Source organism: Bacillus crepusculi (assembly GCF_014764715.1).
Taxonomy (GTDB): Bacteria; Bacillota; Bacilli; order Bacillales; family Bacillaceae; genus Bacillus.
Window position 1 is genome coordinate 28,477 of sequence record NZ_JACXXE010000016.1, and the last position, 18,909, is coordinate 47,385.

The window sequence follows — 18,909 nt, forward strand, 5'->3', positions numbered from 1 at the left end:
TTTAAGGGTAGATTTATTATGATAATATACATCGAAAGATTGAGGATTCTTAATCAGAATGAAAATTCTGATTTTTTATTTTTTATGTTGTTTGTTGATGAGGGGGAAGAAAAGTGGCTCAAAAGGAATTAAAGAGAGGGTTAAGTGCCCGTCATATTCAAATGATCGCACTTGGCGGCACAATTGGTGTTGGCTTATTTATGGGGTCAGCCAAGGCCATTCAATGGACAGGTCCATCGGTTCTTCTGGCGTACGCAGTGTGTGGTATTTTTATCTTTTTTATTATGCGTGCGATGGGAGAAATGTTATATCTTGAACCGAGTACAGGATCGTTTGCTACTTTTGGACATCAATATATTCATCCACTTGCAGGGTACATGACGGCTTGGAGTAACTGGTTCCAGTGGGTCATTGTCGGGATGTCCGAAATTATTGCCGTAGGCGCTTATATGAAATATTGGTTCCCGGAGCTACCGGCATGGATTCCAGGATTAATTGCGATGATCATTTTAGGTGCGGCGAACTTAATTTCGGTGAAATCGTTCGGTGAGTTTGAATTCTGGTTTGCGATGATCAAAATTGTGACGATTATCTTGATGATCATTGCAGGTCTAGGCATTATATTCTTTGGATTTGGCAATGGTGGAACAGCGATTGGTTTGTCTAACCTTTGGGCGCATGGCGGGTTCTTTACGGGTGGATTTAGCGGCTTCTTGTTTGCGCTCTCACTGGTGATTGCTGCCTATCAAGGGGTAGAACTGATTGGGATTACAGCAGGTGAGGCGCAAAATCCACAAAAGACGCTGACAAATGCCATCAAAAGCATCATCTGGCGTATTTTGATTTTCTATATTGGTGCGATCTTTGTCATCGTGACTGTGTATCCTTGGGATCAGCTGAATACTCTCGGCAGTCCTTTTGTGGCGACATTTGCAAAAATTGGCATTACAGCAGCGGCTGGTATTATTAACTTCGTCGTGATTACAGCAGCGATGTCCGGCTGTAATAGTGGGATCTTCAGTGCAGGACGTATGCTTTATACATTAGGTGTGAATGGACAGGCACCGGCTTTCTTTACAAAAATTTCAAAGAACGGTGTACCGTATTTTGGTACATTCGCTGTACTAATCGGTTTAGCGGTAGGAGTTGTCCTCAATTATGTTGCTCCGCCAAATATTTTCGTCTATGTGTACAGTGCGAGTGTTCTTCCTGGTATGGTGCCTTGGTTTGTGATTTTGATTAGTCACATTGGCTTCAGAAGAGCAAAGGGGGCAGCGCTTGATCAGCATCCGTTCAAGATGCCGCTTGCGCCGTTTTCTAACTATCTGACCATCGGATTCTTGCTGATGGTGCTTGTGTTTATGCTGATTAATCAAGATACACGAATTTCTCTCATTGTGGCAATTGGGTTCTTGATTTTAGTGGCGCTTAGCTTTTATATATTTGGAATTGGAAAACGAAAACCGATTGACCAAGCTTCTTCTGATCAAACGGTAAAATAATAGAAAGCCTTGCGGATTGACCCGCAAGGCTTTTGTTGTTTATAGAGATGCTTTTACACGCTGAAAGACATCTGGAAAGTTGGTGAAAAGACCGGTGACGCCGTATTGCAAAAGGCGTGTCATATCTGCCTCGCTATTGACTGTATATGGGTGAAGGAGGAGTCCATGGCTTCTGACCTGCTGTACGTTTTCAGGTGTTAATGCTCTAAAGTTCGGTCCGACACCCACGGCGTACGTTTTGATAAAGTCGAGCTGATCATCTGTGATGGACGTCATTTGGGCTCTGTCTAGTAGCTGTACTTTTGGAAGGTGCGGGGCTAATTTCTTTAGTTTTAGCAGGCTGTCTTGACTAAAAGATTGGATGATGACCTGCCCTTTTCTCGTGTGTTTTCCGAGAAGATGATGTCTCTTTAAGGTGGCCAATAGCTTTTCTTCCATTTGCGGATAAAGGTCTGGTTTCTTTGTTTCAATATAATAATTTTCTCGTTTGCCGAAATAGCGCAACACCTCATCTAATGTGAGTACTTGCTGTCCGATATAGTTGGCATTTTGTTTGTCGGGATTGGCTTCGTTAAACCATGTACCAGCATCAAGCTGTTTGATTTCGGCAAGTGTGAGGTCTTTGACCCAGCCTGTTCCGTTTGTCGTCCGGTCAACCGTTTCATCGTGCATGACGATGAGGTGTCCATCCTTTGTCATTTGAAGGTCGAGTTCGAGGTAATCTGCATTCATCTTTGTGGCGAGCTTGTAGGAAGCTAGGGTATGCTCTGGGGCATACCCTGATGCTCCGCGGTGTGCAACGGTTAAAATGCGATCTGGAGATAAAAGATGTTCATGTGCCGATATGGTGGTCGGCACCCAACCAAAAGACAGTAAAGCAAAAGAGAGTAACACGAAAGCAAGTAATCTACTTTTCTTCATATTTTATCCTCCTTTTACGGTAACTGCCTCCATCATAAGAAATAGATGTAAAGGGCATGTTGGGCGGAGATGAATCTTTTATGTGATTTTCATTAAGCTTGCTCTACGCGCTTTCCTGTATTCCATGTCATGGCGAGGAACACAATCGCAAGGATACAAGAACCAACTAGTAAAATGAAACCTCCTGTCCAGTCATAGTGATCGACGACGACGCCCATCATGGCATTAGCAAAAGCAGAGCCACCAATATATCCAAAGAATCCTGTGAGCCCGGCAGCTGTGCCAGCCGCTTTTTTAGGAGCGAGATCAATGGCTTGAAGTCCAATAAGCATGACCGGTCCGTAAATTAAAAAGCCGATGCTGATGAGGGCAATGTTATCGACCATTGGATTGCCAGCAGGGTTTAACCAGTAAACGAGAACCGCAATTAACACCCCAGCCATAAAGAGGACGCCTGCTGGTGCGCGGCGGCTTCTAAAGAAGCGGTCACTGATCCATCCGCACAATAATGTACCGGGAATGCCTGCATATTCATAAAGAAAATAAGACCAGCGTGAATGCTCTGGTGAAAAGCCCTTTGCTTCCGTTAAGTAGGTCGGCGCCCAGTCAACAACACCGTAACGGACAAAGTAAACAAAAACGTTGGCAATGGCGATATACCATAGGAATTTATTGTTGAGTACATATTTAAATAAAATCTCTTTCACTGTTAATTCTTTTTCTTGATCCTCATATTGTTGTGCCGGATAGTCATTTCGGTATTCCTCGATTGGCGGAAGGCCAGCGGATTGCGGGGTATCCCGTACGAGAAGAATGATCACGAAGGAGACGATAATGGCAATGATGGCAGGGAAGAAAAAGATACTTTTCCAAGTTGCAAACAGCACAATGCCTAATGTGATGAGCGGTGCAAGGATGCCTCCGCCGATATTGTGAGCGACGTTCCAAATGGACATTTTCGTTCCACGTTCACTAACCGAAAACCAATGCGCCATCGTACGTCCACATGGCGGCCACCCCATGCCTTGAAACCAGCCGTTTAAGAACATGAATAAAAACATGATCCATACACTGGATGTCACCCACGGAAATGAGACAAATAGAATATTGATAAGAGCGGATAGAAAGAGTCCAGCGGCTAAAAAGTATCTTGGATTACAGCGGTCTGAGATCATCCCCATGATGAATTTACTAAAGCCATAAGCGATCGAGACGGCGGCGAGTACAAAGCCTAATTCACTTTTCGTGAACCCCTCTTCCTGTAAATATGGAATGGCAAAAGCGAAATTTTTGCGCAGCAAATAGTAGCCCGCATACCCGATAAAGATGCCTAAAAAGACTTGCAGCCGCAGCCGTTTATAGGTTTCGTCTGTTTTGGCATCATCGAGCCTGTCGATATGCGGAGCCGGTTTAAACCATTTGAACATAAACATCCTCCTCTTGTAGATATGTCTGAAACAAAAGTACGAGGTCTGTCTTTGATCTTGTACTTTTTCAGAGACAAAAGAATTGATAACGCTTTCTTTTGTACTCCCATCATATCGGATGGAGAAGATGTTTATGATGAGGCTTTTGTCATTATTTTGGAAAAACAGATCGTGAAGTAACGAAAAAAATCCGCACAATGGCGGATTTTTTCATGTCGGTTAAATAGATACATTAATTTTCGCAGATTTCTTTAGTTTTTCAATTTCTTTTTGTACTTCTTTTTGCTTTTCTTGAGATTCTAGCTGTTTTTTAATTTGTGATTTAACCTCTTTGTATTCTGGTGCTTTTTGCTTTTGTTTTTTCATTTGTTCTGCGTATTGGTCATAGTACGCTTTGACGTCTTTTTCAGAGACAGAGGCTGATTTGATTTCTTTGTCGACATATTGGCTGTACTTGATGCTGTCGGCAATGTCACTTTTTAGCTGATCCACTGTAAGTCCGCTCTTTTTGAGTGCTTCTTCGAATTGAGCGTTGTCTTTAAACTGTTTCTTTTCTTCTTTAAGCTGTTTATCTACTTGCTTGTCAGAGGCTTTGAAGCCCTTCTTTTCAGCATCTTGCAGGATGAGCTCTTGACCTACAAGCGCATCAATGGTTTGCTTCTTGACTGCTTTTGCGCCTTCTTTAGATGTTGGGTCTTGCCCAGACTGCTGAAGCTGCCCTTGAATAGTGGATAAGGCGCTATTGTATTCACTGCCTGTGATTTTGTCTTTGTTGACGGTCGCAACGACCTTTTTGTCATCGATTTTTTGTGCATCTAATTTCTTTTGCATTTCTTCCATTTGCTTTTGCTGTTCTTTTTGGTCAGCCTGTGTTGTTTCCTTGTTTTTGGCTGAATCGTTTTGCTTATCTTGTTTGGCATCGTTTGACGAGCAGGCTGCAAGTCCAACAGATAACAGACAAGCGATAAGTGTATATGATATCTTTTTCATCATTATTTTCTCTCCCTTCGGTATGAGAACATCTAGTGCGCATTCTAACCGTTTTTTAGGGAAATTAAAACCGTACAGACGAATTGTTAGCGGATTGACATGTTTTTTATCTGTTTGTCCTCATTTTGTCTTCTCGCAGTCATCATATGACAAACTCAATGGTGGCATAATTGTTCCATCGCCTCGTCGATATTGGTGATCGGCTGGCGGCAGCTGTAGTTTTCACAAATATACACGGTCGTACTGCCGCCGATTGTTTTGTAATCTTTTGCAAATGGTGCGAGCTTTGCTAGTTCCTGTCCTGTTTCGGCAGTCAAAATGATATCAAAGGGCATGAATCGTTTTTGAAGTGCCTGTAGAAGCTGTTCTTTTTGCGGGTCGCCCTTTCTCCCGAGAATGATGATTTCTCGTTTCGTCGCATATTGACTCATGAGCCCTTGAAGAAAGGCGGTATGTCCGCTTGGGTAGGAAGAGACATCGACGTAAAAGGCTTTGAACATCTGCTCCAATGTTTCGAGCCAGTCGTGACGTCCGGTCATTCTGCTCAGTTTAAGAAGCTGATGGAATGCGGTGCTGTTACCAGACGGCATGGCCCCGTCATAGACTTCTTTTTCACGAACGATAAGCGCTTCTGCATCTGATCCTGAGAAGAAAAAGCCCCCTTTTTCCTTGTCCCAAAACAGCTCAAACATGTTCTCAGCAACGGTTGTGGCTTTTGTCAGCCATTCCAGTTCAAAGGTCGCTTCGTATAAAGACATATAGGCAGAAAGCATATGCGCATAATCCTCGATAAAACCTAGGTGCTTCACGTCTCCTTCTCTATAGCGAACCATGAGCCGGTCATGTTGGACGAGGTGTGTTTCTAGGAAAGACATCGCCTGTTTTGCCATACGGATGGCGTCCTCTTCATCAAATACCCTTCCAGCTTTGGCGAGAGCTGCGATCATCAGCGCATTCCAGGATGTGAGCACCTTGTCATCGACAAGCGGTGCAGGTCGCTGTTGTCTGACTGATTGTAAAATATGCCGGGCTTCTTGCAGCTTAGACTGAAGCGTATGGTCATCCATCGAAAAAGAGGCTTTGATGTCATCAAAAGAGGTTGAAATGGTATGAGGAATGTTCGCTCCTTCAAAGTTCCCCTCTTCTGTGATGTGATAGACTGCGCAGAATAACGCGCCGAGATCCTCGCCTAAATGAGTGATGATCTCATCTTTTGACCAGACGTAATAATGTCCTTCTTTCCCCTCAGAATCTGCATCTATCGCTGAATAAAAGGAGCCGCCCGGATTCATCATATCTTGTTTGATAAATTGGATCAGGCGCTGGACAAGCTTTTTGTACTCAGGTTGTTGAGTGAGTTGATACGCTTCTGTGTAAGCGTCCATTAGCAAGGCATTATCATAAAGCATTTTTTCAAAATGCGGCACAAGCCATTTTTCATCTGTTGAATATCGAGTAAATCCTGAACCAATATGATCATAAATACCGCCGTTTGCCATACCGTTTAACGTTTTTGTGACAGCATATAATGCATTTTCTTGCCCTGTCCATTCAAAATAGCGCATGAGAAACGTGAGCATATGAGGTGCAGGAAATTTAGGCGCAGAACCGAAGCCGCCATATAGCGTATCAAAGCTACTCATGAGCTGGTAATAGGCTTTGTGAATGACGTCTTGAGACAGCGTGTTTTCTGTCTGTCCTGCTGCTTTGATCCGCAGATTATTTGTCGCCTTTTCTGCCAATGATTCGATATGATCTCGGTCGTTGTGATACGCATCCAGCAATTGCGTCAGTGCTTCAATGAAGCCAGGACGGCCATGAGCACTTCTTTTTGGAAAATACGTCCCCGCATAAAACGGCTTTTGATCAGGCGTGACAAACACGTTGAGCGGCCAGCCGCCTTGCCCCGTCATCATCTGACAAACAGACATATACATCGAGTCGATGTCTGGACGCTCCTCACGATCGACTTTAATTGAAATGAAATGCTCGTTTAAGATGTCAGCGACTTGTTGATCTTCGAAGCTTTCGTGTGCCATGACGTGGCACCAGTGACAAGTGGCGTAACCGATGCTGACAAGCACCGGTTTATTTTCACGTTTCGCTTTGTCGAATGCTTCTTGCCCCCACGGATACCAGTGTACTGGGTTGTGGGCGTGTTGAAGGAGGTAGGGTGATTTTTCCGTGATGAGTGGGTTGGGTGTTTGGTTGTTTGGCATGGGTCACCTTCTTTCTAAATGTTTTTTAGTATTTTCCTTTCTCCATTTAATATATCAGATTGCTGAGGCTCGTCATATTTTGTCTGTGAGGTATTCCAAAATGAAAAAAACAAGGGCTATACACCCTTGATAGATTCATTATTTCATCTTTTAACTACTTCAATCGTAATGCTTTAACAAGATGGCTGAATTATGTCCTCCAAAACCAAATGAATTGGATAGCCCATATTTCAATGGAAGGTGTCTCGCTTCTAATACAACATCTAAGTTGCAATCTGGATCTTGCTTCTCTACATTGATAGTTGGCGGAATCATTCCTCGTCTCAAACTTTCGACTAAAGCAATTGCTTCTACTCCGCCGGCGGCACCAAACATGTGCCCAGTCATTGATTTGTTTGCCGTTGTTGGAATTTCACCTGAACGTTCACCAAATAATTTCTTAATCGCTAGAACTTCTGAACGATCACCTACTTGTGTACTTGTTGCATGAGCACTAATAACATCAATTTCATCTGTTGATATATTTGCACTTCTCAATGCTTTCTTCATGGCTAAGTAGGCACCCTTACCTTCTGGGTGGGATGCTACCATATGATGAGCATCTGAACTAGCTCCGTACCCCACTACTTCACATAATATCGGCGCATCTCTAAGAATCGCGTTTTCTAATGATTCTAATACTAAGATACCTGCGCCTTCACTCATAACAAAGCCATCTCTATCTGTATCGAATGGACGGCTGGCTCGACTTGGGTCTTGGTTTCTAGTAGATAGTGCATGTGCGTTTCCAAAACTAGCCAAAGATATCTGTGAGACGGCAGCTTCTGCTCCTCCGGCAAATATAATATCTGCATCATCATTTCGGATAGCATTGAAAGCTTCACCAATAGAGGTGTTCCCAATAGAACAAGCTGTGACTGGTGACAATGATGGCCCTTGTGCTCCTAATTTTATGCTGATTTGGGCCGCAGCTGCATTTGAAATCATCATGGGTACAAGGCTGGGGCTTACTCTCGAGGGACCTCGTTTATCTAATACATTCACATTATCAACAAGCGATTGGATGCCCCCGATTCCTGAACCAACATATACCCCTAAACGTTCAAGATCAACATGATCTAACTGTAATTGTGAATGTTCTAATGCTTGTTCGGCTGCTGCTAAGGCAAATTGACTAAAACGATCTAATCGTTTTGCTTCTTTTCTTCCTAATATTTCATCTGCATCGAAATCACGAACGATTCCAGCTATTTTTGTTTTATAATCAGTCGTATCAAAAGAATCAATGAGAGATATTCCCGATTGTCCTTTAATTAGTTGATTCCAAAAGCTATTTACATCATTTCCTAGTGGAGAAATAACTCCCATTCCAGTAATGACAACTCTTTTCATGATCATTCCCTCCTTGTTTTTATTAACTTTAGCCATTGTGTTATCCTATTACAAGTTGTTGTTTATCCTAGTATAATTAATAATATTTTAAAGGGAGATCTGAATGAAACCTGAAACAAGACTTCAAGCATTGTCAGAATTTCTAAAGAACCAACGTTCGAAAATTACGCCCCAAATGGTTGGTTTACCTGTAGGAACCCGCAGAAGAACACCAGGACTCAGAAGAGAAGAAGTAGCTCAACTAGCCGGTGTGAGTCTTACTTGGTATACATGGTTAGAACAAGGGAGAGATATAAAAGTATCTACTTCGGTATTAGATGCTATTTCTCGAGCATTACAATTAAATAACGATGAACGGAGATATTTGTACGCTTTAGCGTTAGAGGAAGGAGTGAAACAATCCTTTATCATTGAGGATGAGAAGGAAATCAGTCCGGCTTTAGTAAAAATTTTGCAGGAACTTCGTTATTGCCCAACGATTATATCTGATAGAAGAAGTCAGATTGTTGGGTGGAATCAAGCAGCAGCTAATGTATTTTTGGACTTTGAACAAATCATCCCTGCAGAAAGGAATATCATACGCTTACTATTCGCAAGAAAGGAATTTAAAAGTTTAGCCGTGAATTGGGAGCATTTTGTTAGAGGATATATCGCAATATTTAGAACGTATTATGGACAGTATGTGGCTGATGACTGGTATGAGCAATTTATAGAAGAAATGGAGCAGGCATATCCTGAGTTTCGTAAAATTTGGAATGAAAATGAGATAAGCTATGCTCCTGAAGTATTAATTGAATTTCGTCATGCTAAGGTAGGTAAAATGTTGTTTAATCTCACTTCATTACAAGTGTATGGGGATGCTGATTTAAGATGCAGTGTCTATACTCCAGTTAAGGATACTGAAACTGAGCTTAAGTTAAAACGTTTAATTGAAGGCTAACTATCGTTTGGAGAGAATGAGGAATCCTTCTTTAACTTTGTGTAGATTTTTAAAAAACAACGAGTATAGTTCCAATTGGTTATTTGTATTTGGATGAAGGCATGTCTGTTTGCTGAAGGAGGTATGGTGATTTTTCAGTGATGAGTGGGGTGGATTTTTGATTGTTTGGCATGAATTCACCTGCTTTCATATATTAATTTACTTTGTACTTTAACTTTAGTAAGACTTGTCTTTTTATATAAAAAAATCCTCTTAAAGTAGAAGAGGACAAAAGGACGTATTTTTTTGATTGGAATAGTATATGTTACTTGAAGTAATCAATTTCCACAATGAATTTCTCAACTGATACTCCATCGCTCCCAATCATATGAAGTTTAGGAGTTTTTAAATTTCCCTCACCATTATTTCCAAATGTAAAGGTGACTGTACCATTTAAATATTGATGAGGATTTATATCTTTAATTCTTTTCCCTGTCTTATTATTAATAAAGTCTATGGTCTGGGTTTCTTCCTCTCCCCTCATCATTCTATAAAATTCAGGATGTAGGGGAAGTTTATCGTTTGTTTTATTTTTTAATGTAAATGGTATGCGGTATTCAGTTATTTTATTTCTCATTTCATCAATGGTATTAATTTTCTTAGCTTTTTTAAACGTATGACTTATTTTTAGAAATTCAAATGTTTCATTTGTCGTAAGGTTTTTTTCTGTTACTTTATATTTGGAGTATTCACTATTCACTTGTTGATAGCGGAACATGCTGATTAAGATAAAAATTATAGTCATAACTGAAATTACTATTACTTTTTTTCTCATTTTTCTTTATCCCTATCAACAATCGTTTCTTTTATAATTTCACCAGATTCAATATCATAAATCGTATCTGAAACCTTTTGAAGAGTTTCTTTATCATGGCTAGCGATCAAAATTGTTTTACCTTCATTTTTTAATGTTACGAGTAATTGATGTACTATTTCGACTGCTTTCTCATCTAAAGCATTAGTAGGTTCATCTAAAATGAGCAAATCCGGTTTTTCCATCATTGCTTGAGCTATTCCCAAACGTTGTTTCATCCCAAGAGAATACTTTTTAAACTTTCTTTTGTCATTTGGATCAAGCCCTACACGAGAAATCATAGCAGAAATTTCGTTATCGTTAATTTTATTCTGAATCATAGAGAGTAATTTTAGGTTAGCAAAACCAGTATATTCTGGGATAAAACCAGGATACTCTATTAGTATTCCAACATTTTCGGGAAATGAGATGTCTCTGTGTAATTGTTTCCCACCTACAGTTACTTTTCCATCACTTGGTTTTACTAATCCGGATAATACACGAAACAACATTGTTTTTCCGGATCCATTAGGTCCACGAAAACCATAAATATTCCCCTTTTTTAATGATAAGTTAATATTTTTAAGGACGTGGTTTTTTTTAATAAATTTGTTTAATGCCTCAATTTTAATATATTCTTCTGACATGAGTTTCACCTCGATTAACATTCTTTTTCATGATCATTGCCGTATTCAGTTAAAAAATCTTGTTTGATAAAAATTTTATATGCTAGAAAAGTAAAAAGTAATCCAAAACCACTAAATAAATAAATCATTCTAGAAAATAAACCTGGTATAAGCCAAGATGTCATTTCTAATGACAGTGAGTCATTAATGAAAGAAAAACCAAAATAAACATTAAGCATTTTATCAAGAATCACAGCAGATGAAATGATAATAAAGCTGTATATATAATTTTTACTTAACAAATAGCAAACCACAACAAATAGTCCAATCAGGTAGAATGCCAATAAACTTGTAATCAGATATCTCATTAACATGATATTAGATGAAAAGTATTCATCTAAAGGTAGTTGATCTCCATATATTAAGTATGGAGATCCTTTTGTAGATAGCCAAACGTTGTCCCACCTTCCTGACAGGAACCCACCCAAAAGGAAACCACCGATTAGGTATATAAGAGTGAATATTAGACAGATCCAAAAGACACGTAATAATAACGATAAAAATACTCTTTCTCTTTTTTGATAACGAACAAAACGAGAAGAGTCAAAAAAAGGTACGAATCCAAATGAAAAAAACATTAGAAAAAGAGGTAATACGGGAAAAACAAATGTATAAGAAGAGAAAAATAAATTTAAAGATTGTGGTATTCCCATTATTCCTTGCTGCGGTATACTTTCTTTGACTAAATATAAAATACAAAGCAAATAACAAAAAAACCAAATGAATAATCGCACTTTATAACGGTATATATCGATTAAAACGATATGGAGTTCTTTAACGAATAACATTCTTTTTAACCCCTAGAATGTATAATGAAAAACTTAACATAAATCCGATAAACAAGTGTAAAACAAGACTTGCTAGACTCACACCATCAGTAGCCTGTTGTTGCAAGAAGCTTGTTGATATCATTTCTTGATGACCTATTGTTGAAAGTACCATATTTATGACATATAAACTTGCAAAAGGTGTAAGTAGAACGATAAATGCTTTTTTAATAAACATTCCAAATCCCAAAGCTATACTTGCAAACATACCAGAGAAAATACCAATCAATATTACATATAAAAGCATATGAACAAAGGGATGTGTATAATATAGATCTGGTAAGAAAGTATTATCAGATGCCAAAGGCATCTCATTGTTAATCGCTCTATCTGGTTTTATATTTGGAAGTCTCATGAAAGACAAATAGATATTTAATAATAAAGGAAAGACAGCTGTGGTCACACCAGCTAAAAAGTTTATGAGAAACAAGCTAAAGAAATATTGTCTGTGTTTTCCTCTAATAATTAAAAAACGAATAAAACCAGTTGAACGATCTCTTGAGTACAGATCTGAAAATGGAAGTGTTGCTAAAATTGGTAATAAGAACATGTAAAGTGCTGGATAATCTGATATTCCACCAATTCCTATCCATTTTGTATAAGGGGTAAAAGAAATTCCTCCAGTAAGTTCTAAATGTTCTTTTAGTGGCATTTCTTCTGTCCAAAAATATGCAATTGCTAGAATTGCACCAATGGCTAATGATATGTAAAAAGATGGGCGTTTTATTAATCGTAATATAAGCAAATAAAACATGTATCTCTCCATTTCGTTTATTTAAAAATAAATATAGAAGCGACTCAGTTAATTCTGAGTCGCTGTGTCACATAGTTCTCTTTTGAATTTAAAGAGCCTAATAGAATCAAGGGCTTTTTGGATCGTAATCGGGACTCCATTTGCCATTAGCATGACCAGCTGCATTCTTCTTAGCACCTATCGTAACAAATGGTGTTCCTATTCCTAAGAATGTTTTTTCAACTGCCAAATTGTATAGGAGTTTTTTTCCTTTATAATTTTTTTGAATTGTATAATAGTGGCCACCTGAAACATCCTTTCCTTTAGATCTGGCCCAAGCTTCATATGAAGTATTATTCTCTGTACTTTTCATATAATAGTAAGATTTAGTATATTTCATTCTAGAATCTGTTTCGTCATATGGATTTCCTTTTAAAAATCTAAAATTATATTTAGTATCTTCATAGTTTGCGGTCGGTTCTCCTGCATAGACATGCACAATTCCTATAGTAGAAAAGGTTACTCCTAGAATTAAAGTTAGGCTAATGATTATTTTGTTTTTCAACTGTCTTCACCTCATTGTTTACTTACAATTAAGTATTTATCTGCGACACCTATGCAATTATTATCTTTATTTAGCCAAATCATTCTTAATGCTATTTCTGCTTTCTGACCTTTGAATGTTGGTAAATTAATTAAATAATCGTGATCTACATCTGATCTATCATAAGGTTGTTCCCATTGATGAGTAACTCCTCTATCATCTTTCAATTTTCCCAAGATTTTTGATGGGGGAGGTTCTTTTTGACTAAAGGTCATCGCTAATTCATAATTTTTAGGAAGTGGTCCAACTTCAATATCCTCTCCTTTGAAAACATTCTCAATTGCCACATCATTATTCTTTATCTGACCTTGATAATAATGATCCTCTTTCAGATTTTCCCAAAATATAACTTTAAAAAGACTTTGCTTTTGTTCAGTATCAAAATAGAATATTTTAGAATCATCCTTTGTGCTATTATCCAAATCTTCTATACTTACAGAAGGATCTGGAGCTTTGTCTTTAATTGTGTTATTGAAATTACTTGATTGACAAGCACTAATCAAAGATATCATTATTAAAATTAATAAAAATGTAAATAACTTTTTCACTATTTTCCCCACTAAAACCATAATTTGTACCGGTACGTGAGAATTATACAATAAAACAAAGAAAAATACACCTTTTTTTGTATTTTTTTATTTAAAATGCTATGTTATGCTATGTTCTAGTTAGTTGATAAGAGAGGGCTTTTTACATGATTGGTTTATTATTACTTTTTAAAAGAGATATGATTCTTGGGTTTCATAGAACTACAAAGACTTTTATCATTATATCTATTCTAGGGTTGTTTAATTTCCTATACTACCTTTATTTTCTGCATATTAGTTTAACTAAAAGTAATGTTGCATTTTGGGATGTTATTGGTAAAACCTTTGCGGGTGTTCCCTTTAAACTTGTCGAACAACAAACAATTGAATTTCCTTTTGGATGGATTATATTTCAATTAAGTGGTGCAATATTGGTCAATACTTTTATAAAAGAAGATCTATTTGCCCATAGTGCCTTTATTAGAGTTAGAACAAAGTCAATATTTAAATTGTGGATAAGTAAACTATTATTTGGTTCCACCGCAATATTGATCTTTTACATAATAATATTGTCCTTAACCTGGTTTGTATGGAAGTTGAGTGGGGGCACAGTAAATAACCTGACAGATTACGGCGAGAGTATTTTAAGATATTCGTCCTTTCAATTCTCTTATAGTCAAATTATTGTTTATTCAATTCTCTTAAATATAGCTGGCACATTTCTTTTCACTTTTATCTTTGCTTTTTTAACATTAATTTTTAAAACAATTTATAGTTTCATAATTTGTATCTGTATTTTATTTCTTTCCATTTTCTCAGATAATCCAATGCTACTTGGGAATGAATTTATGCTGATTAGGCATCCTATGTTTGGTTTATCTCCAGTTGTCTCAATTATTATGATACTAATTATAGTTCCTATTCTCTGTATTGTTTTTTCGATAGTTGGGGGAATTTATCTATCTAAGTATGATTTAATAAGTGATACGGAAAAGGAATGAGATTTTATAACCCTATAGTATCCTGGAGATTTTGAAATCTAAATTTACTCGATCTATGGAGGAATAAAGTACTTAAAATTGAGGAGCTGCTGTGATATTTATATCAGTAGTTCTTCTTTTTAATACCATCATCATGTTTGACTAAATACCTATCAGGGTATACTATCTGATCATAGGGAAAAGAGAAAGGAGTGTTAAACGTGGAATATAATCAACAGATGAAGAACCGTCTTCGCCGGATTGAAGGGCAAATTAAAGGGGTTCTTGCGATGATGGAGCAGGGAAAGGATTGCCGCGAAGTGGTCACGCAGCTATCTGCATCTCGTAATGCGATTGACCGGGCGATGGGTGTGATTGTGAGTACAAATCTTGAGCAGTGTGTCCGTGAAAGTCTTGAGCAAGGTAAGGATACGGAGGGTCTTGTGAAAGAAGCGGTCGAGCTCTTGGTGAAAAGCCGGTAAGAAATTCCTCAGCCTTTGGAGGTTGACGGATTTTTTTACTTGTTATAATATACCCTTACCGGTATAAGTATATATTTTTTGTTTTTTATATACCCATATGGGTACTTAGAGTGAGGAGGAGTATGATGGAGGAGCAGAAGAAACGGACGACAATTGTTTTATTTAGTGGAGATTATGATAAAGCGATGGCGGCTTATATTATTGCGAATGGCGCAGCAGCTTATGATCACGAGGTCACTATTTTTCATACCTTTTGGGGGCTGAATGCCTTACGTAAGGATGAGATGGTGCCAATGAAGAAGGGATTTTTAGAAAAAATGTTTGGCAAAATGATGCCGCGCGGTGCTGATCGTATGGGGCTGTCCAAGATGAATTTTGCAGGAATGGGGCCGAAGATGATCAAGCATGTGATGAAAAAGCACAACGCGATGACCTTGCCGCAGCTCATTGATATGGCAAAGGAACAGGAGATCAATCTCGTGGCATGTACGATGACGATGGATCTTTTAGGATTGCAGGAGAAGGAATTGTTAGATGATATTCAATATGCCGGTGTGGCCGCTTATTTAGCAGAGGCTGAAATTGGACGTGTGAATTTATTTATATAGTGAGGTGATCAAGCATGGTGCAGACGATTTTATTCATCATTGTGATTGCATTACTCGTGAGCCGCTTTCTGCCGGTACGAGGTGTGAAGCAAATAGATGTAGCCCATATGAAAGAGAAGCTGCGAAGAAAAGATCAACAGCTCATTGATGTGCGCTCTCCTGTAGAATTTCAAACAAACCATATCAAAGGATTTCGAAATATTCCATTGTCTCATTTAAAGGAACGAGCTCATGAGCTTGAGAAAAATGAAGAGGTCTATGTGATATGCCAAAGCGGGATGAGAAGTATGCAGGCGGCGAAAATGTTGAAGAAACAGGGCTTTACTCATATTACAAATATCAAGGGTGGCATGAATGCTTGGCATTAAATTTGGGTGAAAATATACCCCCACCCCTATAAAAAGGAGGAAATACAATGCAGCAACCAACTGTCATTCTAGATGCAAAAGGACTAGCATGCCCAATGCCCATCGTCAAAACAAAAAAGCAAATGAACGAACTATTGTCAGGTGATGTGCTTGAGGTGCAAGCAACTGATAAAGGGTCGACAGCGGATCTAGCGGCTTGGGCGAAAAGCGCTGGTCACGAATTTTTAGGAACAACAGTAGAAGGACAGGTGCTCCATCATTTGATCCGTAAGGGCGGAGCAAAAGAGGAAGAGGTGCAGTCGAAGATTTCGGAGATGTCTTTGCATACCTTTCAACAAAAGGTAGAACAAGAGCAGTCTTTATTTATTTTAGATGTACGAGAGATGGATGAATACGAGGCGGGACATATTCCAGGTGCTGTTCATATCCCTCTTGGAGAGGTGGAACACCGCACTGAAGAATTAAGCCGGGAGACGCTCATTTACCTCATTTGTCATTCAGGCAGAAGAAGTGAGTTAGCTGCGCAAAAGTTAAAAGAAAAAGGATTTCATCAATTAATCAATGTAGTGCCAGGCATGAATAGCTGGACAGGAGAGATTGAAAAATAGGAGCTGAATGAACCATGACTGTAAAAGCTATGACAGCAGAGCAGTTAACAAAAAAGATCATCAATAAAGAGCCTCTCTTTTTGTTAGATGTACGAAACGAATCAGATGCTCGGGACTGGAAGATTGAAGGAAAAGCCGTTGAATATGTCAATGTGCCTTACTTTGAGCTGCTCGATGGCGTAGAGAATATGTTGGAGAAAGTACCGACTGACCGAGACGTGCTGGTGGTTTGTGCCAAAGAGGGTTCCTCTATCATGGTGGCGGAGATGCTGTCAGAGGCAGGCAGAACGGTCCATTATTTAGAAGGCGGTATGAAGGCGTGGAGTGAGCATGTAGAGCCAGTGAAGATAGGTGATTTAACTGGTGGTGGAGAGTTGTATCAATTTGTTCGGATGGGCAAGGGATGCTTGTCCTATATGATTATGTCGAATGGAGAAGCCGCAATTGTGGATGCAACGAGAATGACAGATGTCTATCTTCATTTTGCTAAAAAGCATCATGTCACGGTGACGCATGTGTTTGATACACACCTTCATGCGGATCATATATCAGGCGGGAAAAAGCTAGCTGAACAGACTGGGGCCATCTACTGGCTACCGCCAAAGGATGCAGAAGAGGTGACGTTTGAGTACAACCATCTTGAAGAAGGACAGCGTGTGACGATTGGAGCGGAGACGATTGATATTCACGCCCTTTACTCACCGGGGCATACGATCGGTTCCACATCCTTTATCGTGGACGGCCAATATCTTCTTTCAGGCGATATTTTGTTCATTGATTCGATCGGAAGACCGGATCTAGCCGGTATGGCGGAGGACTGGGTAGGTGATTTGAGAGAAACGCTTTATTCACGATATACGGCGCTTTCGACAGAATTGATTGTGCTGCCTGCGCATTTCATGATCATGGAAGAGGTCAATGATGATGGAAGCGTTTGGAAGGAACTGGGCGCTCTGTTTGAAGAAAATCATGGGCTGAACATTGAAGATGAAGACGTATTTAGACAAATGGTTACCCGGGATCTGCCTGCACAGCCAAATGCGTATCAAGACATTCGGCAAACCAACATGGGGAAACTGAATCTAGACGAGGAAGCGCAGCGTGAAATGGAAATTGGTCCAAACCGTTGTGCGATTCGATAATGTTCAATAAAATAGAAGAGAGGGACGATTAGATGACATCAGATCAAATGCTAGACGTCAAAGGGCTTGCGTGCCCAATGCCGATTATTCGAACGAAGAAAAAAATGAACGACTTGGCAGAAGGCCAAGTATTAGAAATACATGCAACAGATAAAGGGGCGAAAGCTGATTTGGCCGCATGGGCGAAGTCAAGCGGACATGAATTGCTTTCGCAGACAGAAGAAGGCCACGTGCTGAAGTTCTGGGTGAGAAAAGGGTCCTGAAGGATGTAGGGGTATCTGCTAAAGAGCCCCTTTTCCTTTTGCAAAGGAGGAGACCAGCGTGGATTTTGCGTTTTTAATTACACTTTTTATCATCGGATGTATTGGTTCCTTCTTATCAGGAATGGTGGGGATCGGCGGATCTGTGATTAACTATCCCATGCTGCTGTATATCCCGCCTCTTGTTGGTGTGATGGCACTGTCAGCGCATGAGGTATCGGGGATTGGCGCTATCCAAGTGCTCTTTTCGACGCTCGGTGGAGTGCTGGCGTATCGGAAAAGCGGATTTTTACACCGTCCGTTGATTTTATATATGGGGAGCAGTATATTGGCGGGCAGTTTATTAGGCAGTTATGGTTCACACTTTTTGCCGGAGAAAGGGATGAATCTCGTTTATGGGTTGCTCGCCATTGTGGCTGTTATCCTTATGCTGATTCCGAAAAAAGGACAGCGTGCAGACGTAGAGGGAGAATTGACTTTTCATAAAGGGCTGGCTGTTGGGATTGCCTTTGTGATCGGCAGTGTATCAGGGGTGTTAGGCGCTGGCGGGGCATTTATTTTGGTACCGGTCATGCTGTCTATATTAAAAATTCCTGTACGGATGACGATTGCGTCGTCACTGGCGATTACGTTTCTTTCTGCCATCGGTGCATCTACTGGAAAGGTATTGACGGGTCAAGTCATGATTCTTCCTGCTGTTGTGTTAATGGCGGCAAGTTTGATTGCCGCTCCGATTGGTGCTAAGGTTGGTCAGAAAATCAATGCCGTCTACCTGCAATGGCTGCTTGCTATGATGATTACAGCGACAGCGATCAAAATTTGGCTGGATCTATTATAAAGAAAAGACCACAGACTTAAACG

The 18,909-nt window shown here is 39.5% G+C and carries 21 protein-coding genes and 1 pseudogene; 10 read left to right on the plus strand and 12 right to left on the minus strand.

Going from position 1 to position 18,909, the window contains the following annotated elements; all coding sequences use genetic code 11:
- Positions 1-113: 113 nt before the first annotated feature.
- Positions 114-1,502 (plus strand): amino acid permease, encoded by a 1,389-nt coding sequence (locus IEE86_RS17790; protein ID WP_191098358.1) that lies wholly within the window; start codon positions 114-116, stop codon positions 1,500-1,502.
- 39 nt (positions 1,503-1,541) lie between these two features.
- Here IEE86_RS17790 and IEE86_RS17795 read toward each other — a convergent pair whose 3' ends face one another.
- From IEE86_RS17795 to fabF, 6 genes and pseudogenes are all read right to left on the minus strand, one after another.
- Positions 1,542-2,423, minus strand: a complete 882-nt coding sequence (locus IEE86_RS17795; protein ID WP_191098359.1) for a glycerophosphodiester phosphodiesterase — start codon at positions 2,421-2,423, stop codon at positions 1,542-1,544.
- Between the two features lie 92 nt (positions 2,424-2,515).
- Positions 2,516-3,850, minus strand: a complete 1,335-nt coding sequence (gene glpT, locus IEE86_RS17800; RefSeq protein ID WP_191098360.1) for a glycerol-3-phosphate transporter — start codon at positions 3,848-3,850, stop codon at positions 2,516-2,518.
- A gap of 219 nt (positions 3,851-4,069) precedes the next feature.
- Positions 4,070-4,840, minus strand: a complete 771-nt coding sequence (locus IEE86_RS17805; RefSeq protein ID WP_191098379.1) for a SurA N-terminal domain-containing protein — start codon at positions 4,838-4,840, stop codon at positions 4,070-4,072.
- 155 nt (positions 4,841-4,995) lie between these two features.
- Positions 4,996-6,483 carry a thioredoxin domain-containing protein gene (locus IEE86_RS19630; RefSeq protein ID WP_318010308.1) on the minus strand — a complete coding sequence of 496 codons (1,488 nt, stop codon included), beginning with the start codon at positions 6,481-6,483 and terminating at the stop codon, positions 4,996-4,998.
- A gap of 84 nt (positions 6,484-6,567) precedes the next feature.
- Positions 6,568-7,059, minus strand: a pseudogene (locus tag IEE86_RS19475) (thioredoxin domain-containing protein); the annotation flags it as partial.
- 159 nt (positions 7,060-7,218) lie between these two features.
- Complete coding sequence (gene fabF / locus IEE86_RS17815) at positions 7,219-8,451, minus strand: beta-ketoacyl-ACP synthase II (protein WP_191098362.1); 1,233 nt, start codon at positions 8,449-8,451, stop codon at positions 7,219-7,221.
- A 103-nt stretch (positions 8,452-8,554) separates the two neighbouring features.
- On the opposite strand from fabF, the gene IEE86_RS17820 reads away from it, so the two are divergent.
- A complete protein-coding gene (locus IEE86_RS17820; RefSeq protein WP_191098363.1) occupies positions 8,555-9,391 on the plus strand; it encodes a helix-turn-helix transcriptional regulator in 837 nt (278 codons plus the stop codon).
- Positions 9,392-9,695: 304 nt separating this feature from the next.
- Here IEE86_RS17820 and IEE86_RS17825 read toward each other — a convergent pair whose 3' ends face one another.
- The 6 genes from IEE86_RS17825 to IEE86_RS17850 all read right to left on the minus strand — a co-directional run bounded on the left by IEE86_RS17825 (position 9,696) and on the right by IEE86_RS17850 (position 13,621).
- Entirely contained in the window at positions 9,696-10,205 is a 510-nt protein-coding gene (locus IEE86_RS17825) for a hypothetical protein (RefSeq protein ID WP_191098364.1), read from the minus strand.
- The gene (locus tag IEE86_RS17830; RefSeq protein WP_191098365.1) at positions 10,202-10,870 is read right to left on the minus strand and encodes an ATP-binding cassette domain-containing protein; all 669 of its coding nucleotides are present in this window, start codon (positions 10,868-10,870) and stop codon (positions 10,202-10,204) included. The genes IEE86_RS17825 and IEE86_RS17830 overlap by 4 nt, the downstream gene beginning before the upstream one ends.
- Positions 10,871-10,884: 14 nt before the next feature.
- A complete protein-coding gene (locus IEE86_RS17835) occupies positions 10,885-11,697 on the minus strand; it encodes a hypothetical protein (protein WP_191098366.1) in 813 nt (270 codons plus the stop codon).
- Entirely contained in the window at positions 11,684-12,490 is an 807-nt protein-coding gene (locus tag IEE86_RS17840; RefSeq protein WP_191098367.1) for a hypothetical protein, read from the minus strand. The genes IEE86_RS17835 and IEE86_RS17840 overlap by 14 nt, the downstream gene beginning before the upstream one ends.
- Positions 12,491-12,596: 106 nt before the next feature.
- Positions 12,597-13,034 (minus strand): hypothetical protein, encoded by a 438-nt coding sequence (locus IEE86_RS17845; protein ID WP_191098368.1) that lies wholly within the window; start codon positions 13,032-13,034, stop codon positions 12,597-12,599.
- A gap of 11 nt (positions 13,035-13,045) precedes the next feature.
- Positions 13,046-13,621, minus strand: a complete 576-nt coding sequence (locus IEE86_RS17850) for a hypothetical protein (RefSeq protein ID WP_318010307.1) — start codon at positions 13,619-13,621, stop codon at positions 13,046-13,048.
- Between the two features lie 146 nt (positions 13,622-13,767).
- On the opposite strand from IEE86_RS17850, the gene IEE86_RS17855 reads away from it, so the two are divergent.
- The 8 genes from IEE86_RS17855 (at position 13,768) to IEE86_RS17890 (ending at position 18,886) form a co-directional block, all read left to right on the plus strand.
- Positions 13,768-14,601: a hypothetical protein gene (locus tag IEE86_RS17855; protein WP_191098370.1), complete on the plus strand. Its 834-nt coding sequence runs from the start codon at positions 13,768-13,770 to the stop codon at positions 14,599-14,601.
- A gap of 200 nt (positions 14,602-14,801) precedes the next feature.
- Complete coding sequence (locus IEE86_RS17860) at positions 14,802-15,062, plus strand: metal-sensitive transcriptional regulator (RefSeq protein ID WP_003217059.1); 261 nt, start codon at positions 14,802-14,804, stop codon at positions 15,060-15,062.
- Positions 15,063-15,187: 125 nt separating this feature from the next.
- Entirely contained in the window at positions 15,188-15,670 is a 483-nt protein-coding gene (locus IEE86_RS17865) for a DsrE/DsrF/DrsH-like family protein (RefSeq protein WP_191098371.1), read from the plus strand.
- 14 nt (positions 15,671-15,684) lie between these two features.
- The gene (locus IEE86_RS17870) at positions 15,685-16,038 is read left to right on the plus strand and encodes a rhodanese-like domain-containing protein (RefSeq protein WP_191098372.1); all 354 of its coding nucleotides are present in this window, start codon (positions 15,685-15,687) and stop codon (positions 16,036-16,038) included.
- 47 nt (positions 16,039-16,085) lie between these two features.
- Positions 16,086-16,646, plus strand: coding sequence for a sulfurtransferase TusA family protein (locus tag IEE86_RS17875; protein ID WP_191098373.1), 561 nt, complete (start codon positions 16,086-16,088; stop codon positions 16,644-16,646).
- A gap of 14 nt (positions 16,647-16,660) precedes the next feature.
- Positions 16,661-17,788, plus strand: coding sequence for an MBL fold metallo-hydrolase (locus IEE86_RS17880; protein ID WP_191098374.1), 1,128 nt, complete (start codon positions 16,661-16,663; stop codon positions 17,786-17,788).
- A 32-nt stretch (positions 17,789-17,820) separates the two neighbouring features.
- On the plus strand, positions 17,821-18,051 hold the full coding sequence (locus tag IEE86_RS17885; protein ID WP_191098375.1) for a sulfurtransferase TusA family protein: 231 nt from the start codon (positions 17,821-17,823) through the stop codon (positions 18,049-18,051).
- Positions 18,052-18,109: 58 nt separating this feature from the next.
- Complete coding sequence (locus IEE86_RS17890; protein ID WP_191098376.1) at positions 18,110-18,886, plus strand: sulfite exporter TauE/SafE family protein; 777 nt, start codon at positions 18,110-18,112, stop codon at positions 18,884-18,886.
- Positions 18,887-18,909: the final 23 nt, after the last annotated feature.

Bases quoted from the DNA above. Each gene is read 5' to 3' on its own strand.
- IEE86_RS17830 (WP_191098365.1), bottom strand. From the start codon at position 10,870: ATGTCAGAAGAATATATTAAAATTGAGGCATTAAACAAATTTATTAAA.
- IEE86_RS17865 (WP_191098371.1), top strand. From the start codon at position 15,188: ATGGAGGAGCAGAAGAAACGGACGACAATTGTTTTATTTAGTGGAGAT.
- IEE86_RS17795 (WP_191098359.1), bottom strand. From the start codon at position 2,423: ATGAAGAAAAGTAGATTACTTGCTTTCGTGTTACTCTCTTTTGCTTTA.
- IEE86_RS17805 (WP_191098379.1), bottom strand. From the start codon at position 4,840: ATGAAAAAGATATCATATACACTTATCGCTTGTCTGTTATCTGTTGGA.
- IEE86_RS17875 (WP_191098373.1), top strand. From the start codon at position 16,086: ATGCAGCAACCAACTGTCATTCTAGATGCAAAAGGACTAGCATGCCCA.
- IEE86_RS17840 (WP_191098367.1), bottom strand. From the start codon at position 12,490: ATGTTTTATTTGCTTATATTACGATTAATAAAACGCCCATCTTTTTAC.
- IEE86_RS17835 (WP_191098366.1), bottom strand. From the start codon at position 11,697: ATGTTATTCGTTAAAGAACTCCATATCGTTTTAATCGATATATACCGT.
- IEE86_RS17870 (WP_191098372.1), top strand. From the start codon at position 15,685: ATGGTGCAGACGATTTTATTCATCATTGTGATTGCATTACTCGTGAGC.
- IEE86_RS17885 (WP_191098375.1), top strand. From the start codon at position 17,821: ATGACATCAGATCAAATGCTAGACGTCAAAGGGCTTGCGTGCCCAATG.
- IEE86_RS17880 (WP_191098374.1), top strand. From the start codon at position 16,661: ATGACTGTAAAAGCTATGACAGCAGAGCAGTTAACAAAAAAGATCATC.
- IEE86_RS17820 (WP_191098363.1), top strand. From the start codon at position 8,555: ATGAAACCTGAAACAAGACTTCAAGCATTGTCAGAATTTCTAAAGAAC.
- IEE86_RS19630 (WP_318010308.1), bottom strand. From the start codon at position 6,483: ATGAGTAGCTTTGATACGCTATATGGCGGCTTCGGTTCTGCGCCTAAA.
- fabF (WP_191098362.1), bottom strand. From the start codon at position 8,451: ATGAAAAGAGTTGTCATTACTGGAATGGGAGTTATTTCTCCACTAGGA.
- IEE86_RS17855 (WP_191098370.1), top strand. From the start codon at position 13,768: ATGATTGGTTTATTATTACTTTTTAAAAGAGATATGATTCTTGGGTTT.
- glpT (WP_191098360.1), bottom strand. From the start codon at position 3,850: ATGTTCAAATGGTTTAAACCGGCTCCGCATATCGACAGGCTCGATGAT.
- IEE86_RS17825 (WP_191098364.1), bottom strand. From the start codon at position 10,205: ATGAGAAAAAAAGTAATAGTAATTTCAGTTATGACTATAATTTTTATC.